We start from the raw sequence: 19649 nt of genomic DNA, 5'->3' as shown, positions 1-19649 counted from the left end.
CTAACTCTTCCGGTCGGCGATGAAATGCGCCGCGGCGATGAGGGTCGATGCACGGGCGCCGTAGGGAGCCAGCAGCGCCTCGGCGTCGGCGACATGCCGGCGGAGCTCGGTCTCGGCCCATTCCACGCCATGCAGCGCCACGAGCGTTCCCTTGCCTCGGGCCGCATCCTTGCCGGTCGCCTTGCCCATGGTCGCGGCATCCGAGGTCAGGTCGAGAATGTCGTCGGCGAGCTGGAAGGCAAGGCCGATCTTTTCGCCGAAGGCGCGCAGGCGGCGGCGATCGTCCTGCGGGCTTCCCGCGATGATGGCGCCGGCCTCGCAGCCGAAGCGGATCAGCGCGCCCGTTTTCATCGCCTGCAGGCGGACAATGCCGGCCTCGTCTGGAGCCTGTCTTTCCGCCGCCAGATCGAGCGCCTGGCCGCCGGCCATGCCGCCCAGACCGGCGGCGCGCGCAAGAGCCAGCACCAGCGATGCCTTGCTGGCATCGGGAAGCGCCGTTTCCGGTGCTGCGACAATATCGAAGGCGTAGGTCAGCAAGCTGTCGCCGGCGAGGATCGCGGTGGCTTCATCGAACTTGATGTGCACCGTCGGTTTGCCGCGGCGCATATCGTCGTCGTCCATGGCCGGCAGATCGTCATGCACGAGGGAATAACAGTGCACGCATTCGAGCGCGGCGCCGATACGAAGGGCGGCCTGCGCATCACCGCCGAGAAGAGCGGCACTTTCGACGACCAGGAAGGGACGCAGCCGCTTGCCGCCGTTCAACACGGCATAGTGCATGGCGCTGCGCAGGGTCTCGGGCCTGGCGATTTCGTCGGAGAGGGCGTTCGGCGACAGCAATGCGACGAGCAGCGCCTCGATCTCGCGGGCGTTGTTCTTCAGCCTCGTCTCGAAAGTGTCCCGGTTCGCGTCCATCGGCGCTGTTTGGCATGGGGCAAGGGGGCTTGCAACGGAATTGTCGATGGCCACCGCAAGATTTCCCATGTGCTCTGGCATAAGCGCCTCACAGGCGTTATGAGAACGACAGGGGAGCGAAGTGGACTGGGGACATTTTGGATATAGCGCCGGAGACAGAGGATATCGCCGACATGCCGGCCCGTCGGCGATGGTTCGAGAATCGGCCTGTGCTGAAGCGCATCGTTCTTGCCGTGCTGGCGCTGGTCGTCCTTCCCTACGTGCTGATCTTTTTGTATCTGCTGCCCTTCATCCACCCGGTCTCGACGCTGATGCTGCGCGATCTCGTGCTGTTGCGCGGTTATGACCGCAGATGGGTGTCGCTGGACGAGATCTCTCCGGTCCTGGTGCAGTCGGTGATGATGTCCGAGGACGGGCAATATTGTTTCCATGGCGGCGTCGATTGGGCCGAGATGCGCATGCTGGTCGTGGATACGCTGAAGGGTCAGGCAACGCGCGGCGGCAGCACCATCCCGATGCAGACGGCCAAGAATCTCTTTCTCTGGAACAGCCGCTCCTTCGTGCGCAAAGCGATGGAGCTTCCGCTGGCCGTCTCCACGGATTTCGTGCTGTCGAAACGGCGGCTGATGGAAATCTATCTCAACATCGCCGAATGGGGTCCCGGTATCTACGGCGTCGAGGCGGCAGCCCAGCATCATTTCAAGGTGCCGGCCTCGAAGCTGACGCGGCGGCAGGCATCACTGCTTGCCGTCTCGCTGCCGAACCCGATCGACCGCAATGCCGGCAAACCCGGACGCGGGCTTCGTCGGCTGGCCGGCGTCATCGAAAGGCGTGCGCAGGGTTCCGGCGATTACGTCAAATGCATCTATGATTGAGATCAGAACTGATCGTTAGAAGAACCAAGCGTCATCTGACATTCTTGGTTCTGCCATATGGGCGGTGCATTGAAACCAGAACCCCTCGAGTCGCCCATGACCGCCACGACCTTTTCGCCCGAGCTTCTCGCCTACTCGAAGACCCACAATCCGACCCCGCCCGCCCATCTCGGCAGCCGCTACCGCAGGGTCGGCGGCTTTCTGCCCGAGGCCGGCAGTACCATCGTCTGTCATGTCGAGAAGGCGTCGCGGACGCAGACGGTGCTGATCGAAGCGCGCGAGAAATATCTGGCAATGCCCGAGGCCGAACAGTTCCTCTTCACGCCGATCTCCAGCCTTCACATGACGCTTTTCGAAGGTATCATCGAGACCAGACGCCGGCAGGATTACTGGCCGCGTGATCTCCCTCTCGATACGCCGATCGACGACATGACCGAGCTGCTGGCCGCACGGCTCGAAGGTTTTTCAATGGCCGAGCCCTTCAAGATCGCCGTCGTCGAAGCCCGACCGTCGGGACTGCTCGTCGATGGGGCAACCGAGAAGGACCGCAAGATCATGCGCGCCTGGCGCGACGCATTTGCTGATCTTCTCGGCTATCGCCAACCGAACCATATGGACTACAAGTTCCATATCACCTTCGCCTATCCGATCGAACGGCTGGAGGACGAAGCCTTGCCGCGTTGGCAGGCAATGCTTGACGACGTGGCCGAGGATATCCGCCGCAAGGCTGCTGTTTTCGAGATGACGCCGCCGGCATTCTGCGTGTTCGAGGACATGAACCATTTCCACGAACTACTGATCTTCGAATTCGACGCCTGAACGGGAGAGGCCCCATGGACAGACCGACGCTCTACATCGCCAACAAGAATTATTCCTCCTGGTCGTTCCGGCCATGGATGGCGCTGACCGGTGCCGGTATTGATTTCGAGGAAGTTCTGATCCCCTTCGACTATCCCGGCGGCAATCCCGACATCAAGGCCATCTCGCCAAGCGGCAATGTGCCGGTCCTGCAGCACGGCGCATTGAAGATCTGGGAATCGCTGGCGATCATCGAATATGCCGCCGAGCTTTATCCCGAAGCCGGCCTTCTGCCGAGGGATCGCGCTGCGCGGGCGCTCGCCCGTTCGGTTTCGATGGAAATGCTGTCGAGCTTCCGGGCCCTGCGCGGCGCCTGCCCGATGAATATCCGCCGGCCGAAGGCCAGGATCGTCTTGCCGGATGGTGTCGCCGCCGATATCAGCCGTATCGAGACGATCTGGCGCGACCTTCTGCAGAAATCCGGCGGACCGTTTCTCTTCGGTGCCTTCAGCGGTGCGGATGCGATGTTTGCGCCTGTCGTCAACCGGTTCGACATTTATGACCTCGTCGATCGGGACGACACGCTCGCCTATATGACGACGATGAAGGCGCATCCGGCCTGGCGCAAATGGGAAGAGGCGGCCCGCGCCGAACGTTGGATCGTGGCGGAAGACGAAGTCTGAGGCAGGAATCGTCGCCTCGCAAAAAATATTCATGGGGACTGGTCAAGGCCGCCCCTTGCATGTATAAGCGCGCAAAATTTCCGAAATCGCGACATGTCCGTTTCGGCCGCCAGTCTGGCCGTGGGAATGTTTTGCCCGCAAGTGGAGTAAGAGAAATGGCTGTACCGAAGAGAAAAACGAGCCCGTCCAAGCGCGGCATGCGCCGTTCGGCTGATGCGCTGAAGGCTCCGACCTATGTCGAAGACAAGAATTCCGGCGAACTGCGCCGCCCGCATCACATCGACCTGAAGACCGGCATGTATCGTGGCCGCCAGGTTCTGACGCCGAAGGAAAGCGCATAATTTTCCGATCCGGCTTGTCCGATCGAAAGTTTCAGAGGCCGGCGTCACGCCGGCTTTTTGCATTTCGGCGATATAATATTTGCAATGACTTGCGGTGGGGCAACGGTTTACGGCAGTATTCTTCCGGTCGCCAAGGAGAGATTGCCGATGATAGCCGCCATGCCGCTGATGATTATCCCGTTTATTCTCTACAATCTGGCGATGCTCGGCCTGATGGGCGGCGGCGGCATTGCGGCGCTGCAGCACGACATCATTGTGCTGTCGATGCTCTCGGGCGCGATCTGGAGCATGGCGCTCGGCGATCTCTTCATCGTCATAGCGCTCGTCGTGCTCTTCTTCGAAATCCTGAAGGCAACCAGAACCGGCCCCGGCAACCTCATCAACCACATCTTGTCGATGCTGGTGTTCATCGCCTTCCTGGTCGAGTTTCTGCTCGTCCAGGACGCTGCGACGCAGGTATTCTTCATTCTGATGACGATCGCTCTGATCGATGTGATCGGCGGTTTTGCCGTTTCGATCCGAAGCGCCGGGCGGGATGTCTCGATCGGCTTATAGGTTATCGAGCTTGTTCTGAAGGGCGCGGAGCTGTTCCTTCAGCTCGTCGATATCCTTGGCCTCGGCCTTGCGGCTTTCCTTGGCCGCCGGCGGGTTCATGAAAGGCGAGAACATCTGCATCGCCTGCTGAAACAGCTCCGTATTCCGGCGAACCTGGTCCTCGACCATCTGCATCGGCAATTGCAGGTTCTTGCCGAGCGGCGTTTCGCCAAAGGCGCGGTTCACCTGCTCGCGCATCTGGGCCTGCTGTTCGCTGAAGGCGCGCATCGAATGTTCGAGAAAGCTCGGCACGACCATCTGCATCTGGTCGCCGTAATAGGTGATGAGCTGGCGCAGGAACGAGATCGGGAGCAGTGTGTTGCCGGTCTTCGATTCCTGTTCGAAGATGATCTGGGTCAGCACCGAATGGGTGATGTCATCTCCGCTTTTTGCATCCTGGACGGTAAAATCCTCGCCCCTCTTCACCATCTCCGCCAGATCTTCCAGCGTCACATAGGTGCTGGTGCCTGTATTGTACAGGCGGCGATTGGCGTATTTCTTGATGACTATCTGACCCTCATTCTTCGCCATATCAGTCTCCTGAACCCCCGTCTGATTTATGGATGTTCCTCCACTTCAGACTGTAAACGCAAAAGAAGGCCGGTGACAATCTCTTTGTGCGATGCGGCAAACCTTTAACAGATCATACGAATTGGCTTTACGGGCCGCCGCCGAAAAATGCCGCCGGCCGGTCTTCGCGTTTGACTTGTGCTCAAAGCTTTGCCAGTTTCCCCTTATGTAAGTGGGACGAAAAACGAGGAGCCTCCCCATGAGCAATTCATCCGTCGTCATCGCCAGCGCAGGTCGAACCGCAGTCGGTTCGTTCAACGGCGCTTTCGCAACGGTCCCCGCCCATGAACTCGGCGCGGCGGTCATCAAGGGTGCGCTCGCGCGCGCCGGCGTCGACGCCGGCGAAGTCGACGAGGTGATCCTCGGCCAGGTGCTGGCCGCCGGCGAGGGCCAGAACCCGGCCCGCCAGGCGGCGATCAAGGCCGGTATTCCCAAGGAAGCGACGGCCTGGGGCGTCAACCAACTCTGCGGCTCGGGCCTGCGCGCCGTCGCGCTCGGCATGCAGCAGATCGCCACCGGCGATGCCAGGATCATCGTTGCCGGCGGCCAGGAATCCATGTCGATGGCGCCGCATGCCGTGCATTTGCGCGGCGGCGTCAAGATGGGCGACGCGAAGATGGTCGACACGATGATCAAGGACGGCCTGACCGATGCCTTCCATGGTTATCACATGGGCATCACCGCCGAGAATATTGCGCGCCAATGGCAGCTTTCGCGCGACGAGCAGGATCAGTTCGCCGTCGCTTCGCAGAACAAGGCGGAGGCCGCCCAGAAAGCCGGCCGCTTTACCGATGAGATCATCCCGTATGTCATCCAGACGCGTAAGGGCGACGTGACCGTCGATGCCGACGAATATATCCGCCACGGCGCCACGCTGGAGGCGATGGGCAAGCTGCGTCCGGCCTTCGACAAGGACGGCACGGTGACGGCTGCAAATGCCTCCGGCCTCAACGACGGCGCCGCCGCCGCGGTGCTGATGAGCGAAGCCGAAGCGGTCCGCCGCGGCATCCAGCCGCTCGCCCGCATCGTTTCCTGGGCAACGGCGGGCGTCGATCCGTCGATCATGGGCACCGGCCCGATCCCGGCGTCCCGCAAGGCGCTGGAAAAGGCCGGCTGGTCGGTCGGCGATCTTGATCTCGTCGAAGCCAACGAGGCTTTTGCGGCGCAAGCCTGCGCCGTCACCAAGGATCTCGGATGGGATCCGGCCATCGTCAACGTCAATGGCGGGGCGATTGCGATCGGCCATCCGATCGGCGCGTCCGGCGCGCGTGTTCTCAACACGCTGTTGTTTGAAATGAAGCGCCGCGGCGCGAAGAAGGGCCTGGCCACGCTTTGCATCGGCGGCGGCATGGGCGTCGCCATGTGCTTCGAGGCATTTTAATAGCATACGATACGATCCGTCATTGATTGAAATCCCGCCACGCGGGCGAAAACACGAGGGGAGCGGAACATGAGCAGAGTGGCTCTGGTCACCGGAGGTACACGCGGCATCGGCGCAGCCATATCCATGGCGCTGAAAAACGCCGGATACAGGGTTGCGGCGACTTATGCCGGCAATGACGAGAAGGCCAGAGCCTTCCACGAGGTCACCGGCGTTGCCGTATTCAAGTGGGACGTTTCGGACTATGCCGCCTGCGGTGAAGGGATTGCCAAGGTTGAAAGCGAGATCGGACCGGTCGAGATTCTCGTCAACAATGCCGGCATCACCCGCGATGCAATGTTCCACAAGATGACGCCGCAGCAGTGGCACGAGGTGATCAATACCAACCTCACCGGCCTGTTCAACATGACCCATCAGGTCTGGACAGGCATGCGCGACCGCAGCTTCGGGCGCATCGTCAACATCTCCTCGATCAACGGCCAGAAGGGTCAGATGGGCCAGGCGAACTATTCGGCCGCCAAGGCCGGTGATCTCGGCTTCACCAAGGCGCTTGCCCAGGAAGGGGCGGCGAAAAACATCACGGTCAACGCTATCTGCCCCGGTTACATCGGAACGGAAATGGTGCTGGCCGTGCCGGAGAAAGTGCTGAACGAACGGATCATTCCCCAGATTCCCGTCGGCCGTCTCGGCGAGCCGGAAGAGATCGCCCGTTGCGTCACCTTCCTCGTCTCCGACGACGCCGGCTTCATCACCGGCTCGACCCTGACGGCCAATGGCGGGCAGTTCTTCGTCTAGCCCATTCTCCGAGCATCACGTGGACTGAAAAAGGAGCGCATCCGGCTGGATGCGCTCCTTTTCTGTCCCGGCACGCCACTGTTGGCGCTGACGGCTGCGGCCGGCAAAGAAAAACGGGCGCCGAAGCGCCCGTTGGGAAGTCCGATATGCGCTTGCCGGTCAGTAGCGGCAACGGGCCTCGTAGCGGCGGCCGTAGCGGTCGCGATAGATGCAGTAGCCGCGGCGTTCGACCGACTGGCCGATCAGAGCGCCGGTCAGACCGCCGGCAACGGCGCCGACAGCGGCACCACCCCAGCTGTTGGTGACGGCGCCACCGATGACCGCACCGGTGCCGGCGCCGATCGCCGTGCCTTGCTCGGTCGCCGTGCAGGATGCGAGAGCGCCTACGAGCGCGCCAACGAGAACAATCTTCTTCATCATGTCGTAACTCCCCAGGTTGTCGGGCTTTAGATGCGGCCCATTAGTACAAGGATAATGATAATGACGAGAACTAGCCCCAAACCGCCGGAAGGTCCATAGCCCCAGCCACGGCTATAACCCCAATTCGGCAGGGCTCCGATCAAGAGCAGAATGAGGATAACGAGAAGTATCGTGCCAAGCATGGTGTGTTTCCTTCATTTCATCCGCAATCTGAATGGACAAGAAACACGCATTGGCGATTTTTGTTCCCGGTTGAGCGCGCGAATTGTGATGCGACGCGATTCATGGTTTGCGATCCGTCTTCCCCGGTAAATTGTCGCTATGGTTAAAAAGACGTTTAAATACAATATGTTGCGGAGAACAAAGCGGGAAGGTCGCGATGTCGCCGATTCGTCGGTGATTCGTTCCGTTTTTGATCGATCCGACCGCGCAAGCGGTCCCCGGCTTAAGACTGTGTGAATTTCGTCGTCGAAAGATTAACGCCCGCCCAAAGCGTCAGACGCGAGGATCTGTCGCCTGCCTGCATCTAGCGGCGGCACGTAGCGGCGCCACCAGATCTTGCCGTGAACGAAAGGTGAAAGCTGTTCGGTCGGCGATTCGTCTCCGATTCGTTCCGGATTTGGTCGAGGGGTTAATTTGGGGTGGAATTTTCGCTTGGCAAAAAGCGCGCGGCAGACCGCCGGTAAGGCGACAGAAATGGGAACGGGACGGAGTCTCGCGATTCAGCATCTAGTGGGAAAAAGTGATTCAAAATCAATACTTAGCCGTGAACAAAAGCTGAATCAGCGGGAGTCAGCGATTCGTCGCTGATTCGTTCTCAGGCTGTTCCGAATCGGAAATGCAGGCCTTCCCCATGACTCGCAAAGGTCGTAATCGCGGAAGCATTTTAAAATCTGCCCTTGCGTTTGCGGCGGCAGCTGTCCATGTGTTCTGTGCCTCCGTCGCGAGGCGACAGTTTTCCTGGGGCCGCCTGCCTCATTTGCATGGACCATGACTCTGACTTCGCAGCCGATGATTCTGAGCGGGCGCGGTGTGACCGCGATGCTCGGACCAACCAATACCGGCAAGACCCATTATGCCATTGAGCGCATGGTCGCGCACGGGACCGGCGTGATCGGCCTGCCGCTCCGGCTGCTGGCGCGCGAGGTCTATACGCGGGTGGTGGAGAAGGTCGGCGTGCAGAACGTGGCGCTGGTCACCGGTGAGGAAAAGATTTCGCCGGCCAACGCGCGTTTTTCCGTCTGTACCGTCGAAGCGATGCCGCGCGACACCAAGGCCGCCTTCGTCGCAATCGACGAGGTGCAGCTCGCCGGCGATCTCGAGCGCGGCCATATCTTCACCGACCGCATCCTGCACCTTCGCGGCCGCGAGGAGACGCTGCTGCTCGGCGCGGCAACAATGCGGCCGATCCTGCAGCAGCTCCTGCCCGGTATCACCATCGTCGAGCGGCCGCGGCTTTCGCATCTTTTCTATGCCGGGCAGAAGAAGATCACCCGGCTGCCGCAGCGTTCCGCCATCGTCGCTTTTTCGGCCGACGAGGTCTATGCCATCGCCGAGCTCATCCGCCGGCAGCGCGGCGGTGCGGCGGTCGTGCTGGGCGCGCTCAGCCCGCGCACGCGCAATGCGCAGGTCGCGCTTTATCAGGCGGGCGACGTCGAATATCTGGTGGCGACCGATGCGATCGGCATGGGCCTCAATCTCGATGTCGATCACGTCGCTTTCGCCCAGGACAGAAAATTCGACGGCTACCAGTTCCGCAACCTCAATCCGGGTGAACTCGGCCAGATCGCCGGCCGCGCCGGGCGGCATGTGCGCGACGGAACCTTCGGCGTCACCGGCCAGGTCTCGCCCTTCGACGAAGAGCTGGTGCAGCGCATCGAGGGCCACGAATTTGACAACGTCAAGGTTTTGCAATGGCGCACGACCGAGATGGATTTCTCCTCGATCCAAGCGCTGCGCGCCAGCCTCGAGGCGGGACCGCGCGTAGCGGGGCTGACGCGGGCACTGCCCGCGGTCGACCAACAGGCGCTGGAACAGCTTTCGCGCTATCCCGAGGTCCTCGATCTCGCCGATCGGCCGGCCCGCGTCGAAAAACTCTGGGAGGCTTGCGCACTTCCCGACTACCGGCGTATCACTCCGGCACAACATGCCGATCTTATCTCGACCCTCTTTTCCGATCTCGTCCGCTATGGCACGGTGAACGAGCAGTTTCTGGCGGAGCAGGTTCATCGCTCCGATCGGACAGATGGGGAAATTGACACGCTTTCGGCGCGAATCGCGCAGATAAGAACCTGGACCTATGTTTCGAATCGGCCCGGCTGGCTGGCTGATCCGACACATTGGCAGGAAAAGACGCGGGAAATCGAAGATCGATTGTCCGATGCGTTACATGAAAGGTTGACGAAACGCTTTGTTGATCGCAGGACATCTGTGCTCATGAAGCGCCTGAGAGAGAATGCGATGCTGGAAGCTGAAATCAGTGTGAATGGCGATGTCTTCGTTGAAGGACATCATGTAGGGCAGTTAAGCGGATTCCGTTTCACGCCGGTGGCGGGAACGGACGGACCGGATGCCAAGGCGGTTCAGGCTGCGTCACAGAAGGCGCTCGCGCTCGAATTCGAAGCCAGAGCGGCGCGGATGCATGCCGCCGGCAATAGCGATCTGGCGATCGGCTCGGACGGGTTGATCCGCTGGCTCGGCGACCCGGTGGCGCGGCTTTCGGGCAGCGATCACGTCATGCGCCCGCGGGTGATCCTGCTGGCCGACGAACAGTTGACGGGCAATGCCCGCGATCACGTCGCCGCCCGCATCGAGCGCTTCGTCAATCATCATATCAGCACGGTGCTGAAGCCGCTCGACGATCTGTCGCGCGCCGAGGACCTGCAGGGGCTGGCCAAGGGGCTGGCCTTCCAGCTCGTCGAAAATCTCGGCGTGCTCTTCCGTCGTGACGTGACCGAGGAGGTGAAGTCGCTGGATCAGGAGGCCCGCGCCTCCATGCGCCGCTACGGCGTACGTTTCGGCGCCTATCATATCTTTGTGCCGGCACTGCTGAAGCCGGCGCCGGCCGAACTGATCACGCTGCTCTGGGCATTGAAGAACGACGGTTTGGACAAGCCGGGTTACGGTGACCTCATTCCCGTGCTGGCCGCCGGCCGTACCTCCGTCGTGACCGATCCGAGCTACGAGCGGATGTTCTACAAGCTCGCCGGCTTCCGTTTCCTCGGCAAGCGCGCCGTGCGCATCGACATTCTTGAGCGGCTTGCCGATATCATCCGTCCGCTGCTGCAGTGGAAACCCGGTCAGAACAACCGTCCGGAGGGCGCCTATGACGGCCGCCGCTTCACGACGACGACGGCGATGCTGTCGATCCTCGGCGCGACGCTCGAGGACATGGAAGAAATCCTCAAGGGTCTCGGCTATCGCGCCGATGCCGTGAAGGCGGAAGAGGCCTCGGCTCATCTTGCCGCGCAGGACGCCGCTTCGGCGCCTGCCGCCGTCGCGGAAACCTCCGCGGAGGAGACGGTGGAAAAAGCCGATCATGACGACGCCGACGCGGCGGCGGAAGAGGCTGCTTCCGAGCCATCCCCGGCCGAGACGGCCCCGGCCGCAGCCGACACGCCCACGGCAGAAGCACTCCAAAGCAACCCTGCGGCCGAAGCGGTCGAAACATCCGCCTCGGCGGAGGCTTCGGCTGCCGGCGACGCGGCCGCTGCTTCCGGGGAGGCTGGCGAACCGGCGGAACCGAAGCCGGTTCTTCTGTGGCGCCTCGGCGGCCGTAACGATAATCATCGCCAGGCGCGTGGCCATGGCGAACGCCGCGGCGGCCAGGGCCACGATCGCGGCCAGAACCAGGACCGCGGCGAGCGCAATCGTCGTCCGGGCGGAGGTGAAGGCGGCGAGGGCAATCGCGGCGGCGACGGACGCGACAACAACCGCAACAACCGCGGCAAGGACGGCGGTCGTGATGGCCGGCCGCAGCAGGCAAGGGGCGGCGAGCGCAAGGACCAGCCGCGCGGCGACCGGCAGGACCGTGGCGATCGCAAGGATCGCGGCGAGCGCAACGATCGCAATGACCGTAACGATCGCAACAACAATCGCGGCGCACAGCCGCTGCGCTTCGAGGCCAAGCCGCCACGCAAGGAGAAGCCGATCGATCCGGATTCGCCCTTCGCCAAGCTCGCCGCTCTCAAGGAACAGATGAAGAAGTAGTCATGGGCGGGGAGACACAGCCGGCAAGCGGTTCGCGCCAGCGCATCGACAAATGGCTGTTCTTCACGCGCATGGTGAAGTCGCGTTCGCTGGCGCAGAGCCATGTCCAGTCGGGGCACGTGCGCATCAACGGCGAGCGTTGCAGCCACCCGAGCCAGATGGTCAAGCCGGGCGACCGCATCGAGTTGGCGCTGGACCGGCGTGACGTCGTTCTCATTGTACGCCTCGCCGGGGAGCGGCGGGGTCCCTATGAGGAGGCCCGCCTCCTCTATGATGACCAATCCCCGCCGCCGGATGAGGCAAAACGCCTCACCCCCTACGAGCAGGCGATCCGGGCGACCGGGACCGGCCGTCCGACCAAAAAGGAAAGACGCGCAATCGACAGGCTGATGTCGGACGAGGATTAGAAAACTCTGTCTGCGGCGGCGGCTTTTGCAGATCGTTTATCCTTGAAATCCGGCGATAAAGCCGATACGTCACTGACAACCTGCCGGAAGCGTGCTTGCCTCCCAAGCCTGTCCACGCTTCGTCCGGCACGGGGGATAGGCGCGACGTTCCAGGTTGCCCGGCCCCATCCGCATGGAATCCTGGAGTTCTTCATGACCTATGTCGTGACCGACAATTGCATCAAGTGCAAATACACCGATTGCGTAGAAGTCTGCCCCGTCGACTGCTTCTATGAAGGGGAGAATTTCCTCGTCATCCATCCCGACGAATGCATCGATTGCGGCGTCTGCGAGCCCGAATGTCCCGCCGAGGCGATCAAGCCGGATACCGAGCCGGGCCTCGACAAGTGGCTGAAGATCAACACCGAATATGCCAGCATCTGGCCGAATATCACGGTCAAGAAGGACCCGCTGCCGGAGGCCAAGGAGATGGACGGCCAGACCGGAAAATTCGAGAAGTATTTCTCCGAAAAACCCGGTTCCGGCGATTAACGGGCTACCCGATTCGACCGCCGGATTCGGGCGTTTCCGCGATGAAACGTTTTAAATCCTGCGTGTCTGATATGGGTGATCTGTGTTGCCCGCATGACTCAGGCGAACCAAATTATTGATTTCCTCATATTTTTATGATAGGTTTCGCCTACTGTTCCATTTGTGGCATGACGCATGCCCAAAACCATCACGAAAGCAAAACCAATCCGTACGCGGTTTCCGTGACATATCAACGCTTTGAGCGCCGGGTCCCCCAGATCGCGCGCAAGAAGTCCTTGCTTTTGCCTGATGGGACCAGAGTGAAGTCACCCGACGGATGCAACCGTCTCAACCGGGCCTGACTGACCCGGCTCCGGCCGCCGCCGGATGCGTAACAGGGAGTTTTTGGATAGAATGACGACTCAGCAGAAAAAACCTTCTACAGCACGTCACGGCTTCAAGACCGGTGAATCGATCGTCTACCCCGCTCACGGCGTCGGTACCATCACCGCTATTGAAGAGCAAGAAGTTGCCGGCATGAAGCTCGAACTTTTCGTTATCGATTTCGAGAAGGACAAGATGCGCCTGAAGGTTCCGGTCGCGAAGGCGATGAGCATCGGCATGCGCAAGCTTTCGGAAACGGATTTCGTCGATCGTGCCTTGAAGGTTGTGCAGGGCAAGGCGCGCGTCAAGCGCACGATGTGGTCCCGCCGTGCCCAGGAATATGATGCCAAGATCAATTCCGGCGACCTGATTTCCATCGCTGAAGTCGTGCGTGATCTTTATCGTGCGGAGAACCAGCCCGAGCAGTCCTATTCCGAGCGCCAGCTCTACGAGGCTGCGCTCGACCGCATGGCGCGCGAAATCGCCGCTGTCAACAAGATGTCGGAAACCGAGGCTGTCCGCCTCGTCGAGACCAACCTCAACAAGGGTCCGAAGCGCGGCAAGGCCATCGAGGAAGACGATTCGCAGGACGAAGCCGCATAAGGCGACCCTGTTTTTCCTATGAAAAAACCCGGCCTTCGTGCCGGGTTTTTTATTGGAACTTTTTCCCGGCTGCCGCGTTTATCACACGTAATTGCGGACTGCTCGTCGGGCGCTGGCTCGTCGGGCGAACTGCCATTCCGTCAATGTTCGGTGAGGAGCGGATCATGCCTTTTCATTATCGCCCATCCGGCAACGTGAAGAAACAGGTCCGGCCCGGCCGTCTTAGCGGCACATGATGAGAATTAGGGCCTCCCCCTGAAAAGTCCAGGGGTGAGGCCTTCATGCACTCGCAACCCCATTCAGTCCGGACAGCGATGTTCCGGAAGGTGAGTTTTATTGTTCATTTTGAGGGCGAAGGCCTGTTTTGGGAGATCGAAATGAAGAACATGTCTGCAGATCGGCGCATGATCAAAATCGCGATGGCCGCCCCCTATCTCGCCCGCCAGGAAGAGCACGACCTCGCCACCCGCTGGAAAGATCACGACGATCGCGGTGCGCGCAACCAAATCGCCATGGCGCATATGCGGCTGGTGATCTCCATGGCCGGCAAGTTCCGCAATTTCGGCCTGCCGATGAGCGACCTCGTGCAGGAGGGCTATGTCGGACTGCTGGAGGCCGCCGCGCGTTTCGAACCGGAACGTGATGTGCGCTTTTCGACCTATGCCAGCTGGTGGATCAGGGCGTCGATCCAGGACTATATCCTGCGCAACTGGTCGATCGTGCGCGGCGGCACGAGTTCGGCGCAGAAGGCGCTGTTCTTCAATCTGCGTCGCCTGCGCGCCAAGCTCGCCAAGGGCGACACGCAACTGACCCTGCAATCCATTCATCAGGAAATCGCCGCCGCCCTCGGCGTCAGCCTTGCCGACGTTCAGACCATGGACGCCAGACTTTCCGGCAACGACGCTTCGCTGCAGGCGCCCTCGGTCTCCGGCGATGCCGAGAGCGCGGAGAAGATGGATTTCCTCGTCAGCGACGACCCGTTGCCGGACGAACAGGTTTCCAACATGATCGACGGCGAGCGCCGCCGCGTCTGGCTCGCCTCGGCGCTGAAACATCTCAACGAACGCGAGATGAAGATCATCAGCGCCCGGCGACTGGCCGAAGATGGCGCCACACTCGAAGAACTCGGCGCCGATCTCGGCATTTCCAAGGAGCGCGTGCGTCAGATCGAAAGCCGGGCGATGGAAAAACTTCGCAGCGCGCTGGTCAGCGCCGACCCGCATATGGCCGCCTACGCCTAGCCCGACAGTGCTTACAGCATCCTTTGCGCGTCTGAAAAGACGCGCGCCGTAAACCGCATTCCCCTCCAGCAGCACAGACTGGCCCGGCGCAAGCCGGGCTTTTTTTACTCGGCAATGATCTTGACGCGATCGCCGGGTGAAACGGCTGCACCCATGGGCAGGGCGTTGATGAGTTTGAAGAGATCGAGCTTGCGGTCGGTGCCCATCATACGGGCGGCGAGCGTCGAGATGTTCTCGCCCGGCCGCACCGTGACGACACGGATACGCAGCGGCTTCAGCGAGGCCGCCTCCGCCGGCGTCATGCGCCGGAAACTCGCCCGCAGAACATTGGCCGTCGGCTCCAGGGCCGCGCTGCCTTTCGGCACGGCGGTGAGGAAACGGAAGATCTGCGCATTGTTGCGGATCACGGTGACATCGAAATCCCAGCGGTCGGCGCTGGCGCGTGCGGTAGCAGCTTCCATGCCATTGACGGTGATCTGCTGGATGGTCGATGGATCGAGACCGGTCACCCACCCGCTGGAGATATAGTTGGTAAGGCTCTGGTTCTGGTTGTCGGCGACGCCATCGAAACGGACGGCGATGTCGCTCGGGCCGGTGGCCATCACCGCCTCGACCTTGTTATCGATGTGAAAGTCCGGTGGCACGTCGAAGCGGATGCCGAGACCGCCGTGCAGGAAGGTCTGACCGCGCACATAGCCTTCCTCCGGGCTGTCGCCGTAGAGCAGGCCGTCTATGCCGTCGAGATAATAATCGCGGCCCTTGTCGCCGACCGAACCTTCCTGGCCGAAGGCCCGCGCATGGGTGCGGGCAAGCTCGATGCGTTGGGCGGAATTCGGGTGGCTCGACAGGAAGTCGAGGCTCTGGTCGGCTTCCGGATCGACCGACATGAAGCGACTGTAGGCCGCCATGGAATCGAGGAAGCGGGCAGCCGCATAGGGATCGTAGCCGGCTTCGCCAAGCATGCGCACGCCGATGACATCGGCCTGCAGTTCCTGCTGGCGGGAGAAGGCGGCGAGCCGCAGCTTGCCGCGGGCCAGCGCCTGTTTGCCGGCGATATCACTGGAAAGGACCTCGGCGACGACGCGGCTGGCGATGACCTCCGCCTCTTCGCGCTTCTGCCGCTCGATGCCGTGGTTCGCCGTCACGTGGCCCATCTCATGCGACAGCACGGCGGCGACCTCCGAGGCGTCATTGGCAAGGGCGAGCAGGCCGCGGGTAACGTAGAGGTAACCGCCCGGCAGCGCAAAGGCGTTGATAGCAGGCGAGTTCAAGATGGTGATGCGGTAGGACTGGCTCGGATTTTCCGACACCGCCGTCAGCGCGCCGGCGATGCGGGCGACCAGACGCTCGGTCTTGGCATCCTTATATTCGCCGCCGTAGCTTGCCACGATGCGCGGATGTTCGCGGGCGCCCATCGCCGCACGCGGGTCGTTCTTCTGCACCTCGTCGACGATCTGCGGATTGGAAGACGGCGAGATGCTCGGCTGATAGGATTGTTCGATCAGCGATTGACACCCGTTCAGCGTCATTGCGATGGCTGAAAGCAACATCAGGCGACGCGCGAAACGGCACGGCGCGGAGATGGCATCACTGGAAAGCGCGGGTGATTTCCACGTCGTCAAGCTGTCCAGTCTGGTTCTCCGCATCATGTCGCTGCTTTGCCGGTTTGCCGCAAATCGGGACCGGCCTTGGGACCTCAACAGGTGTGCACCCCTGATCTCGCGCTGCACAATAGGCCGATACAAGTCATTGCTGTAGCTGATTTACGCATCGGTTGCATAGCGAGACTCTGTTTAATTGTGGCGCCGTTGCATTTTGGCAATGCCTCAGCCTTGAGGCTCCCTTCGCTCGGATGAAATTATGGCGAAAGTTCCGTCATGCGGCGCAGATTTGTCGGCGGCACGGAAAAAGAACGGGGTGATTGCGGCAATCGCCGCAGAAACAGCAGCGATGCGCGAAAATCACAACTCATGATCGTTAATTGGAGGAGGGGACCCCTGGCGTGAGGCATTCCGGTTTTGCCATTGGGCTATTCCGCCGCTTCCGCCGTTGCCGGTTGCAGTTGCTTCGTCTCGCCGGCGCGCGGCAACTGCACGGGCTTCAGCATCACGGCGGCGGCAAGGCCGATCAGGGCAATGGCGCAGGAGGTCATGAACAGCGGCGAGAAGGCGGCGGCATAGAGATCGGCGACGGCCTGGCGGCTCGCTTCGGGAAGGGCGGCCATCATCTTCGGCGTCAGCTGTTCGATATCGGCAACACCGGCAATGGGAACGCCGGCCTTGCCGAGACCGGAGGCGATGATGGCGCCGTAGATGGAAATGGCGATCGAGGCGCCGCCCATGCGCGAGAGCGTCACCGAGCCGGTCGCGGCGCCGACGTCGCGGGCCGGCGCGGCATTCTGCACGCCGATAACGGGAACCTGCTGGGCAAGGCCGATGCCGATTCCGTGCAGCAGCATAATCGCGCCGATGAAGGCGATCGGCGTTCCGGCCTGGATCTGCGACATCAGCGCGAAGGCAACGGCGCTACAGGTGAAACTGGCGATGGCGAAGGGTTTGTAACGTCCCGTCCTGGAGATGATGCGGCCTGCCGATAGCGATCCGCACACGAGACCGCCCGTGAGAAGGATAAAGAAAAGGCCGGCGGCGGAGGGCGAAAGACCGGTGGTGGTCTGCAGGAAGAGAGCGAAGTAATTGACCATGCCGATGGCGATGGCGCCGCCCATGATCGAGATGATCAGCATCAGGCTGAAGGTCGAATTACGAAAGAGCTGCAGCGGCACGATCGGCTCCAATGCGCGGCGCTCGACGAAAACCCAGGCGACGGCGCAAACGACGCCGAAGGCGACGACTCCAATACTCTCAGGCGAGATCAATGCGCCGAACAGTTCGCTGCTATCGGTGGCGAGCACGATGCTCGTCGCCGTCAGCGCAAGCAGCAACGCACCGGCATAGTCGATCTTGGGGCGGCGATGCGGTTTGCGGTAAGGCAGCATGAAGGCAAGGCCGGTCAGCGCGATGACGCCGATCGGCACGTTGACGAGGAAGATCGAGCGCCAGCCGAAGAGGTCGCTCATCGTGCCGCCGAGCACTGGCCCGATCGCGCCCGACGCCATCAGCACCAGGCTGGAATAGCTCTGATAGCGCGCCCGCTCGCGCGGTTCGAACAGATCGGCGTTGACGGCAAAGATCGATACCATGATGCCGCCGCCGCCGAGGCCCTGCAGCACGCGGGCGGCGATCAGCGTATCCATCGAGACGGCGAGGCCGCAGACCGCGGAGCCGACGGTGAAGATTGCGATTGCCGTCATCATTACGTATTTGCGGCCGAAGAGATCGCCGAGCTTGCCGTAGAGCGGCATGACGGCGCTGAGCGCCAGAAGATAGGCCGAGCCGATCCAGCCGAAACGTTCGAGATGGCCGAATTCGCCGACGATCGTCGGCAGCGCCGTGGAAACGATCTGATTATCCAGCGTCGCCATGAACATGGCGGTCATCAGGAAGAAGAAGAGGATAAGCCGGCGGCGAGGGTCCGTCACCAGCGGCGCGGGCGCGAGTTGCATGTCCATGGGGCGTCGTTCCGATTGGTCGGCTTTTTATGTGCTGTTAGCATATATTTGTCAATAGCACATTATTGACGTCGGCATATTCAGTTTCCGCTTCCGCTCTGTTATGGTGTCGTCATGAATGAAACTCTGACCAGCATCCTGTCCAACAGCGCGGCCGAGCCGGACGACGACAACGTGCCTCTCATCGGCCGGAGCATGGCGCGCATGCGGCTGATGACAGGGCGGCGGCTGATCGGCCGGTTGGCGATCCAAAGCGCCGCACCGGGCCTCGAGCTTTCGCATCTCGATGTGCTCGATGCCGTGCGCAGGGCGCAGCCTGCCGGCGAGGTCACGGTCGGCCTGATCGCGGAGATGCTGCGCATCGATCCCTCTCGGGCAAGCCGGGTGGTCGCCGACATGGTCGGACGCAACGTGCTGCGCCGCGAGGCGTCGCAGGCCGATGCGCGGCGGATCGTCGTCGTCATGACGGCGGCGGGCGAGGCCCTGCTTGCGGAGATCCGCGCGCAGAAATTCGCAATCATTTCTCAGATCGTCTCCGATTGGCCTGAAGAGGATGTCGAACGCTTCGCGACGCTGTTCGATCGCTTTATCGGCGGTTACGAGGCGATCTTCCTGTCGCGTGACAAGGATACGCCGGGTTGAGGTGATCCGCCGATCCTTCGGCCCTTCCCCTCGACCCCCCGTTTGCGCTAAGGGCAATGCCCATGAGCCAATCCACCTTCACCATTCTGCTCGGCGGCGAACTCAGCCTGACGGAGCGTCTGCGCCGTGCGATCGGCGGCAGCCGCTTCATCGCAGCCGATGGCGGCATGCGGCATGCAACCGCACTCGGCGTGACGCCGGAGCTCTGGGTCGGCGATTTCGATTCGACGCCGGCCGATCTCGAAGGGGCGTTTCCCGATGTGCCGAAACAGCCCTATCCCGTGGCGAAGGCGGCAACGGATGGCGAGATCGCGGTATCGGAAGCGATCGCCCGCGGTGCACGGCGGCTGATCCTCGCCGGCGCGCTCGGCGGCGAACGCTCCGATCATGCCCTTCAGCACCTGTTGTCGGCCGTCAGCCTGGCGGAAGAGGGTTTCGACATGCTGCTGACCTCGGGCAAGGAAGAGGCCGTGCCGCTGGTGGCAGGCGCGATCGAACTCGACCTTCCCAAGGGCAGTCTGTTTTCGGTGCTCGGATTCAGCGCGCTCACCGGGCTTTCGATCGAGAATGCGCATTATCCGCTCAGCGATTTCCATCTGCCTTTCGGCTCGTCGCGTCCCATTTCCAACGTCGCGCAAGGCGCAGTTCGCTTTTCGCTCGGCAGCGGCCGGGCGATCGTGCTCGCCCGGCCCTATGATCTTTCCGGAGTCTGA

20 protein-coding genes are annotated in these 19649 nt (G+C 61.7%); 14 read left to right on the top strand and 6 right to left on the bottom strand.

Annotated elements, in window-relative coordinates:
• Positions 1 to 915, bottom strand: a complete 915-nt coding sequence (locus CO671_RS10535; protein WP_097605996.1) for a polyprenyl synthetase family protein — start codon at positions 913 to 915, stop codon at positions 1 to 3.
• Between the two features lie 137 nt (positions 916 to 1052).
• On the opposite strand from CO671_RS10535, the gene mtgA reads away from it, so the two are divergent.
• The 5 genes from mtgA (at position 1053) to CO671_RS10510 (ending at position 4167) form a co-directional block, all read left to right on the top strand.
• Positions 1053 to 1790 carry a monofunctional biosynthetic peptidoglycan transglycosylase gene (gene mtgA / locus CO671_RS10530; RefSeq protein WP_010029764.1) on the top strand — a complete coding sequence of 246 codons (738 nt, stop codon included), beginning with the start codon at positions 1053 to 1055 and terminating at the stop codon, positions 1788 to 1790.
• Between the two features lie 96 nt (positions 1791 to 1886).
• Positions 1887 to 2609 (top strand): DUF1868 domain-containing protein, encoded by a 723-nt coding sequence (locus CO671_RS10525; RefSeq protein WP_097605867.1) that lies wholly within the window; start codon positions 1887 to 1889, stop codon positions 2607 to 2609.
• A 14-nt stretch (positions 2610 to 2623) separates the two neighbouring features.
• Positions 2624 to 3271 (top strand): glutathione S-transferase family protein, encoded by a 648-nt coding sequence (locus tag CO671_RS10520; protein ID WP_097605866.1) that lies wholly within the window; start codon positions 2624 to 2626, stop codon positions 3269 to 3271.
• A gap of 155 nt (positions 3272 to 3426) precedes the next feature.
• Positions 3427 to 3612, top strand: a complete 186-nt coding sequence (gene rpmF, locus CO671_RS10515; RefSeq protein WP_003543812.1) for a 50S ribosomal protein L32 — start codon at positions 3427 to 3429, stop codon at positions 3610 to 3612.
• Between the two features lie 147 nt (positions 3613 to 3759).
• Complete coding sequence (locus CO671_RS10510; RefSeq protein WP_097605865.1) at positions 3760 to 4167, top strand: hypothetical protein; 408 nt, start codon at positions 3760 to 3762, stop codon at positions 4165 to 4167.
• On the opposite strand, the gene phaR is transcribed toward CO671_RS10510, so the two are convergent.
• Positions 4162 to 4737, bottom strand: coding sequence for a polyhydroxyalkanoate synthesis repressor PhaR (phaR, locus tag CO671_RS10505; protein ID WP_097583212.1), 576 nt, complete (start codon positions 4735 to 4737; stop codon positions 4162 to 4164). The genes CO671_RS10510 and phaR overlap by 6 nt on opposite strands.
• A gap of 238 nt (positions 4738 to 4975) precedes the next feature.
• Here phaR and CO671_RS10500 point away from each other — a divergent pair, with 238 nt between their 5' ends.
• Positions 4976 to 6157: an acetyl-CoA C-acetyltransferase gene (locus tag CO671_RS10500; RefSeq protein WP_097605864.1), complete on the top strand. Its 1182-nt coding sequence runs from the start codon at positions 4976 to 4978 to the stop codon at positions 6155 to 6157.
• A 69-nt stretch (positions 6158 to 6226) separates the two neighbouring features.
• The gene (locus CO671_RS10495; RefSeq protein ID WP_064683899.1) at positions 6227 to 6952 is read left to right on the top strand and encodes a beta-ketoacyl-ACP reductase; all 726 of its coding nucleotides are present in this window, start codon (positions 6227 to 6229) and stop codon (positions 6950 to 6952) included.
• A gap of 159 nt (positions 6953 to 7111) precedes the next feature.
• On the opposite strand, the gene CO671_RS10490 is transcribed toward CO671_RS10495, so the two are convergent.
• Positions 7112 to 7372, bottom strand: coding sequence for a YMGG-like glycine zipper-containing protein (locus tag CO671_RS10490; protein ID WP_010029962.1), 261 nt, complete (start codon positions 7370 to 7372; stop codon positions 7112 to 7114).
• A gap of 26 nt (positions 7373 to 7398) precedes the next feature.
• Complete coding sequence (locus CO671_RS10485) at positions 7399 to 7554, bottom strand: DUF3309 family protein (RefSeq protein ID WP_003543790.1); 156 nt, start codon at positions 7552 to 7554, stop codon at positions 7399 to 7401.
• Between the two features lie 808 nt (positions 7555 to 8362).
• Between CO671_RS10485 and CO671_RS10480 the strand changes: the two genes are divergently transcribed.
• The 5 genes from CO671_RS10480 to CO671_RS10460 all read left to right on the top strand — a co-directional run bounded on the left by CO671_RS10480 (position 8363) and on the right by CO671_RS10460 (position 14726).
• On the top strand, positions 8363 to 11581 hold the full coding sequence (locus tag CO671_RS10480; protein WP_097605863.1) for a helicase-related protein: 3219 nt from the start codon (positions 8363 to 8365) through the stop codon (positions 11579 to 11581).
• A gap of 2 nt (positions 11582 to 11583) precedes the next feature.
• Complete coding sequence (locus CO671_RS10475; protein ID WP_097605862.1) at positions 11584 to 11988, top strand: RNA-binding S4 domain-containing protein; 405 nt, start codon at positions 11584 to 11586, stop codon at positions 11986 to 11988.
• Between the two features lie 192 nt (positions 11989 to 12180).
• On the top strand, positions 12181 to 12519 hold the full coding sequence (gene fdxA / locus CO671_RS10470) for a ferredoxin FdxA (protein WP_011427210.1): 339 nt from the start codon (positions 12181 to 12183) through the stop codon (positions 12517 to 12519).
• Positions 12520 to 12912: 393 nt separating this feature from the next.
• A complete protein-coding gene (locus CO671_RS10465) occupies positions 12913 to 13485 on the top strand; it encodes a CarD family transcriptional regulator (protein ID WP_011427211.1) in 573 nt (190 codons plus the stop codon).
• A gap of 377 nt (positions 13486 to 13862) precedes the next feature.
• Complete coding sequence (locus tag CO671_RS10460; RefSeq protein WP_018244054.1) at positions 13863 to 14726, top strand: RNA polymerase factor sigma-32; 864 nt, start codon at positions 13863 to 13865, stop codon at positions 14724 to 14726.
• Between the two features lie 104 nt (positions 14727 to 14830).
• Here CO671_RS10460 and CO671_RS10455 read toward each other — a convergent pair whose 3' ends face one another.
• Together CO671_RS10455 and CO671_RS10450 are read right to left on the bottom strand one after the other, a co-directional pair.
• Positions 14831 to 16375, bottom strand: a complete 1545-nt coding sequence (locus CO671_RS10455; protein WP_097605861.1) for a M48 family metalloprotease — start codon at positions 16373 to 16375, stop codon at positions 14831 to 14833.
• 380 nt (positions 16376 to 16755) lie between these two features.
• On the bottom strand, positions 16756 to 18294 hold the full coding sequence (locus tag CO671_RS10450) for an MDR family MFS transporter (protein WP_097605860.1): 1539 nt from the start codon (positions 18292 to 18294) through the stop codon (positions 16756 to 16758).
• Between the two features lie 114 nt (positions 18295 to 18408).
• On the opposite strand from CO671_RS10450, the gene CO671_RS10445 reads away from it, so the two are divergent.
• Both CO671_RS10445 and CO671_RS10440 read left to right on the top strand, forming a co-directional pair.
• Positions 18409 to 18936 (top strand): MarR family winged helix-turn-helix transcriptional regulator, encoded by a 528-nt coding sequence (locus CO671_RS10445; protein ID WP_097605859.1) that lies wholly within the window; start codon positions 18409 to 18411, stop codon positions 18934 to 18936.
• Between the two features lie 56 nt (positions 18937 to 18992).
• A complete protein-coding gene (locus CO671_RS10440) occupies positions 18993 to 19649 on the top strand; it encodes a thiamine diphosphokinase (RefSeq protein WP_170964960.1) in 657 nt (218 codons plus the stop codon).

It is taken from the genome of Rhizobium sp. M10, assembly GCF_002531955.1.
Classification (GTDB): Bacteria; Pseudomonadota; Alphaproteobacteria; order Rhizobiales; family Rhizobiaceae; genus Rhizobium; species Rhizobium etli_C.
The sequence above is the reverse complement of the archived record's forward strand: the minus strand, read 5'-3'. Positions and strand labels throughout refer to the sequence as shown.

Excerpts from the sequence above, each read along its gene's own strand:
- CO671_RS10535 (WP_097605996.1), bottom strand. The coding sequence starts at position 915 with ATGGACGCGAACCGGGACACTTTCGAGACGAGGCTGAAGAACAACGCC.
- CO671_RS10525 (WP_097605867.1), top strand. The coding sequence starts at position 1,887 with ATGACCGCCACGACCTTTTCGCCCGAGCTTCTCGCCTACTCGAAGACC.
- CO671_RS10520 (WP_097605866.1), top strand. The coding sequence starts at position 2,624 with ATGGACAGACCGACGCTCTACATCGCCAACAAGAATTATTCCTCCTGG.
- rpmF (WP_003543812.1), top strand. The coding sequence starts at position 3,427 with ATGGCTGTACCGAAGAGAAAAACGAGCCCGTCCAAGCGCGGCATGCGC.
- CO671_RS10510 (WP_097605865.1), top strand. The coding sequence starts at position 3,760 with ATGATAGCCGCCATGCCGCTGATGATTATCCCGTTTATTCTCTACAAT.
- phaR (WP_097583212.1), bottom strand. The coding sequence starts at position 4,737 with ATGGCGAAGAATGAGGGTCAGATAGTCATCAAGAAATACGCCAATCGC.
- CO671_RS10500 (WP_097605864.1), top strand. The coding sequence starts at position 4,976 with ATGAGCAATTCATCCGTCGTCATCGCCAGCGCAGGTCGAACCGCAGTC.
- CO671_RS10495 (WP_064683899.1), top strand. The coding sequence starts at position 6,227 with ATGAGCAGAGTGGCTCTGGTCACCGGAGGTACACGCGGCATCGGCGCA.
- CO671_RS10490 (WP_010029962.1), bottom strand. The coding sequence starts at position 7,372 with ATGATGAAGAAGATTGTTCTCGTTGGCGCGCTCGTAGGCGCTCTCGCA.
- CO671_RS10485 (WP_003543790.1), bottom strand. The coding sequence starts at position 7,554 with ATGCTTGGCACGATACTTCTCGTTATCCTCATTCTGCTCTTGATCGGA.
- CO671_RS10480 (WP_097605863.1), top strand. The coding sequence starts at position 8,363 with ATGACTCTGACTTCGCAGCCGATGATTCTGAGCGGGCGCGGTGTGACC.
- CO671_RS10475 (WP_097605862.1), top strand. The coding sequence starts at position 11,584 with ATGGGCGGGGAGACACAGCCGGCAAGCGGTTCGCGCCAGCGCATCGAC.
- fdxA (WP_011427210.1), top strand. The coding sequence starts at position 12,181 with ATGACCTATGTCGTGACCGACAATTGCATCAAGTGCAAATACACCGAT.
- CO671_RS10465 (WP_011427211.1), top strand. The coding sequence starts at position 12,913 with ATGACGACTCAGCAGAAAAAACCTTCTACAGCACGTCACGGCTTCAAG.
- CO671_RS10460 (WP_018244054.1), top strand. The coding sequence starts at position 13,863 with ATGAAGAACATGTCTGCAGATCGGCGCATGATCAAAATCGCGATGGCC.
- CO671_RS10455 (WP_097605861.1), bottom strand. The coding sequence starts at position 16,375 with ATGATGCGGAGAACCAGACTGGACAGCTTGACGACGTGGAAATCACCC.
- CO671_RS10450 (WP_097605860.1), bottom strand. The coding sequence starts at position 18,294 with ATGGACATGCAACTCGCGCCCGCGCCGCTGGTGACGGACCCTCGCCGC.
- CO671_RS10445 (WP_097605859.1), top strand. The coding sequence starts at position 18,409 with ATGAATGAAACTCTGACCAGCATCCTGTCCAACAGCGCGGCCGAGCCG.
- CO671_RS10440 (WP_170964960.1), top strand. The coding sequence starts at position 18,993 with ATGCCCATGAGCCAATCCACCTTCACCATTCTGCTCGGCGGCGAACTC.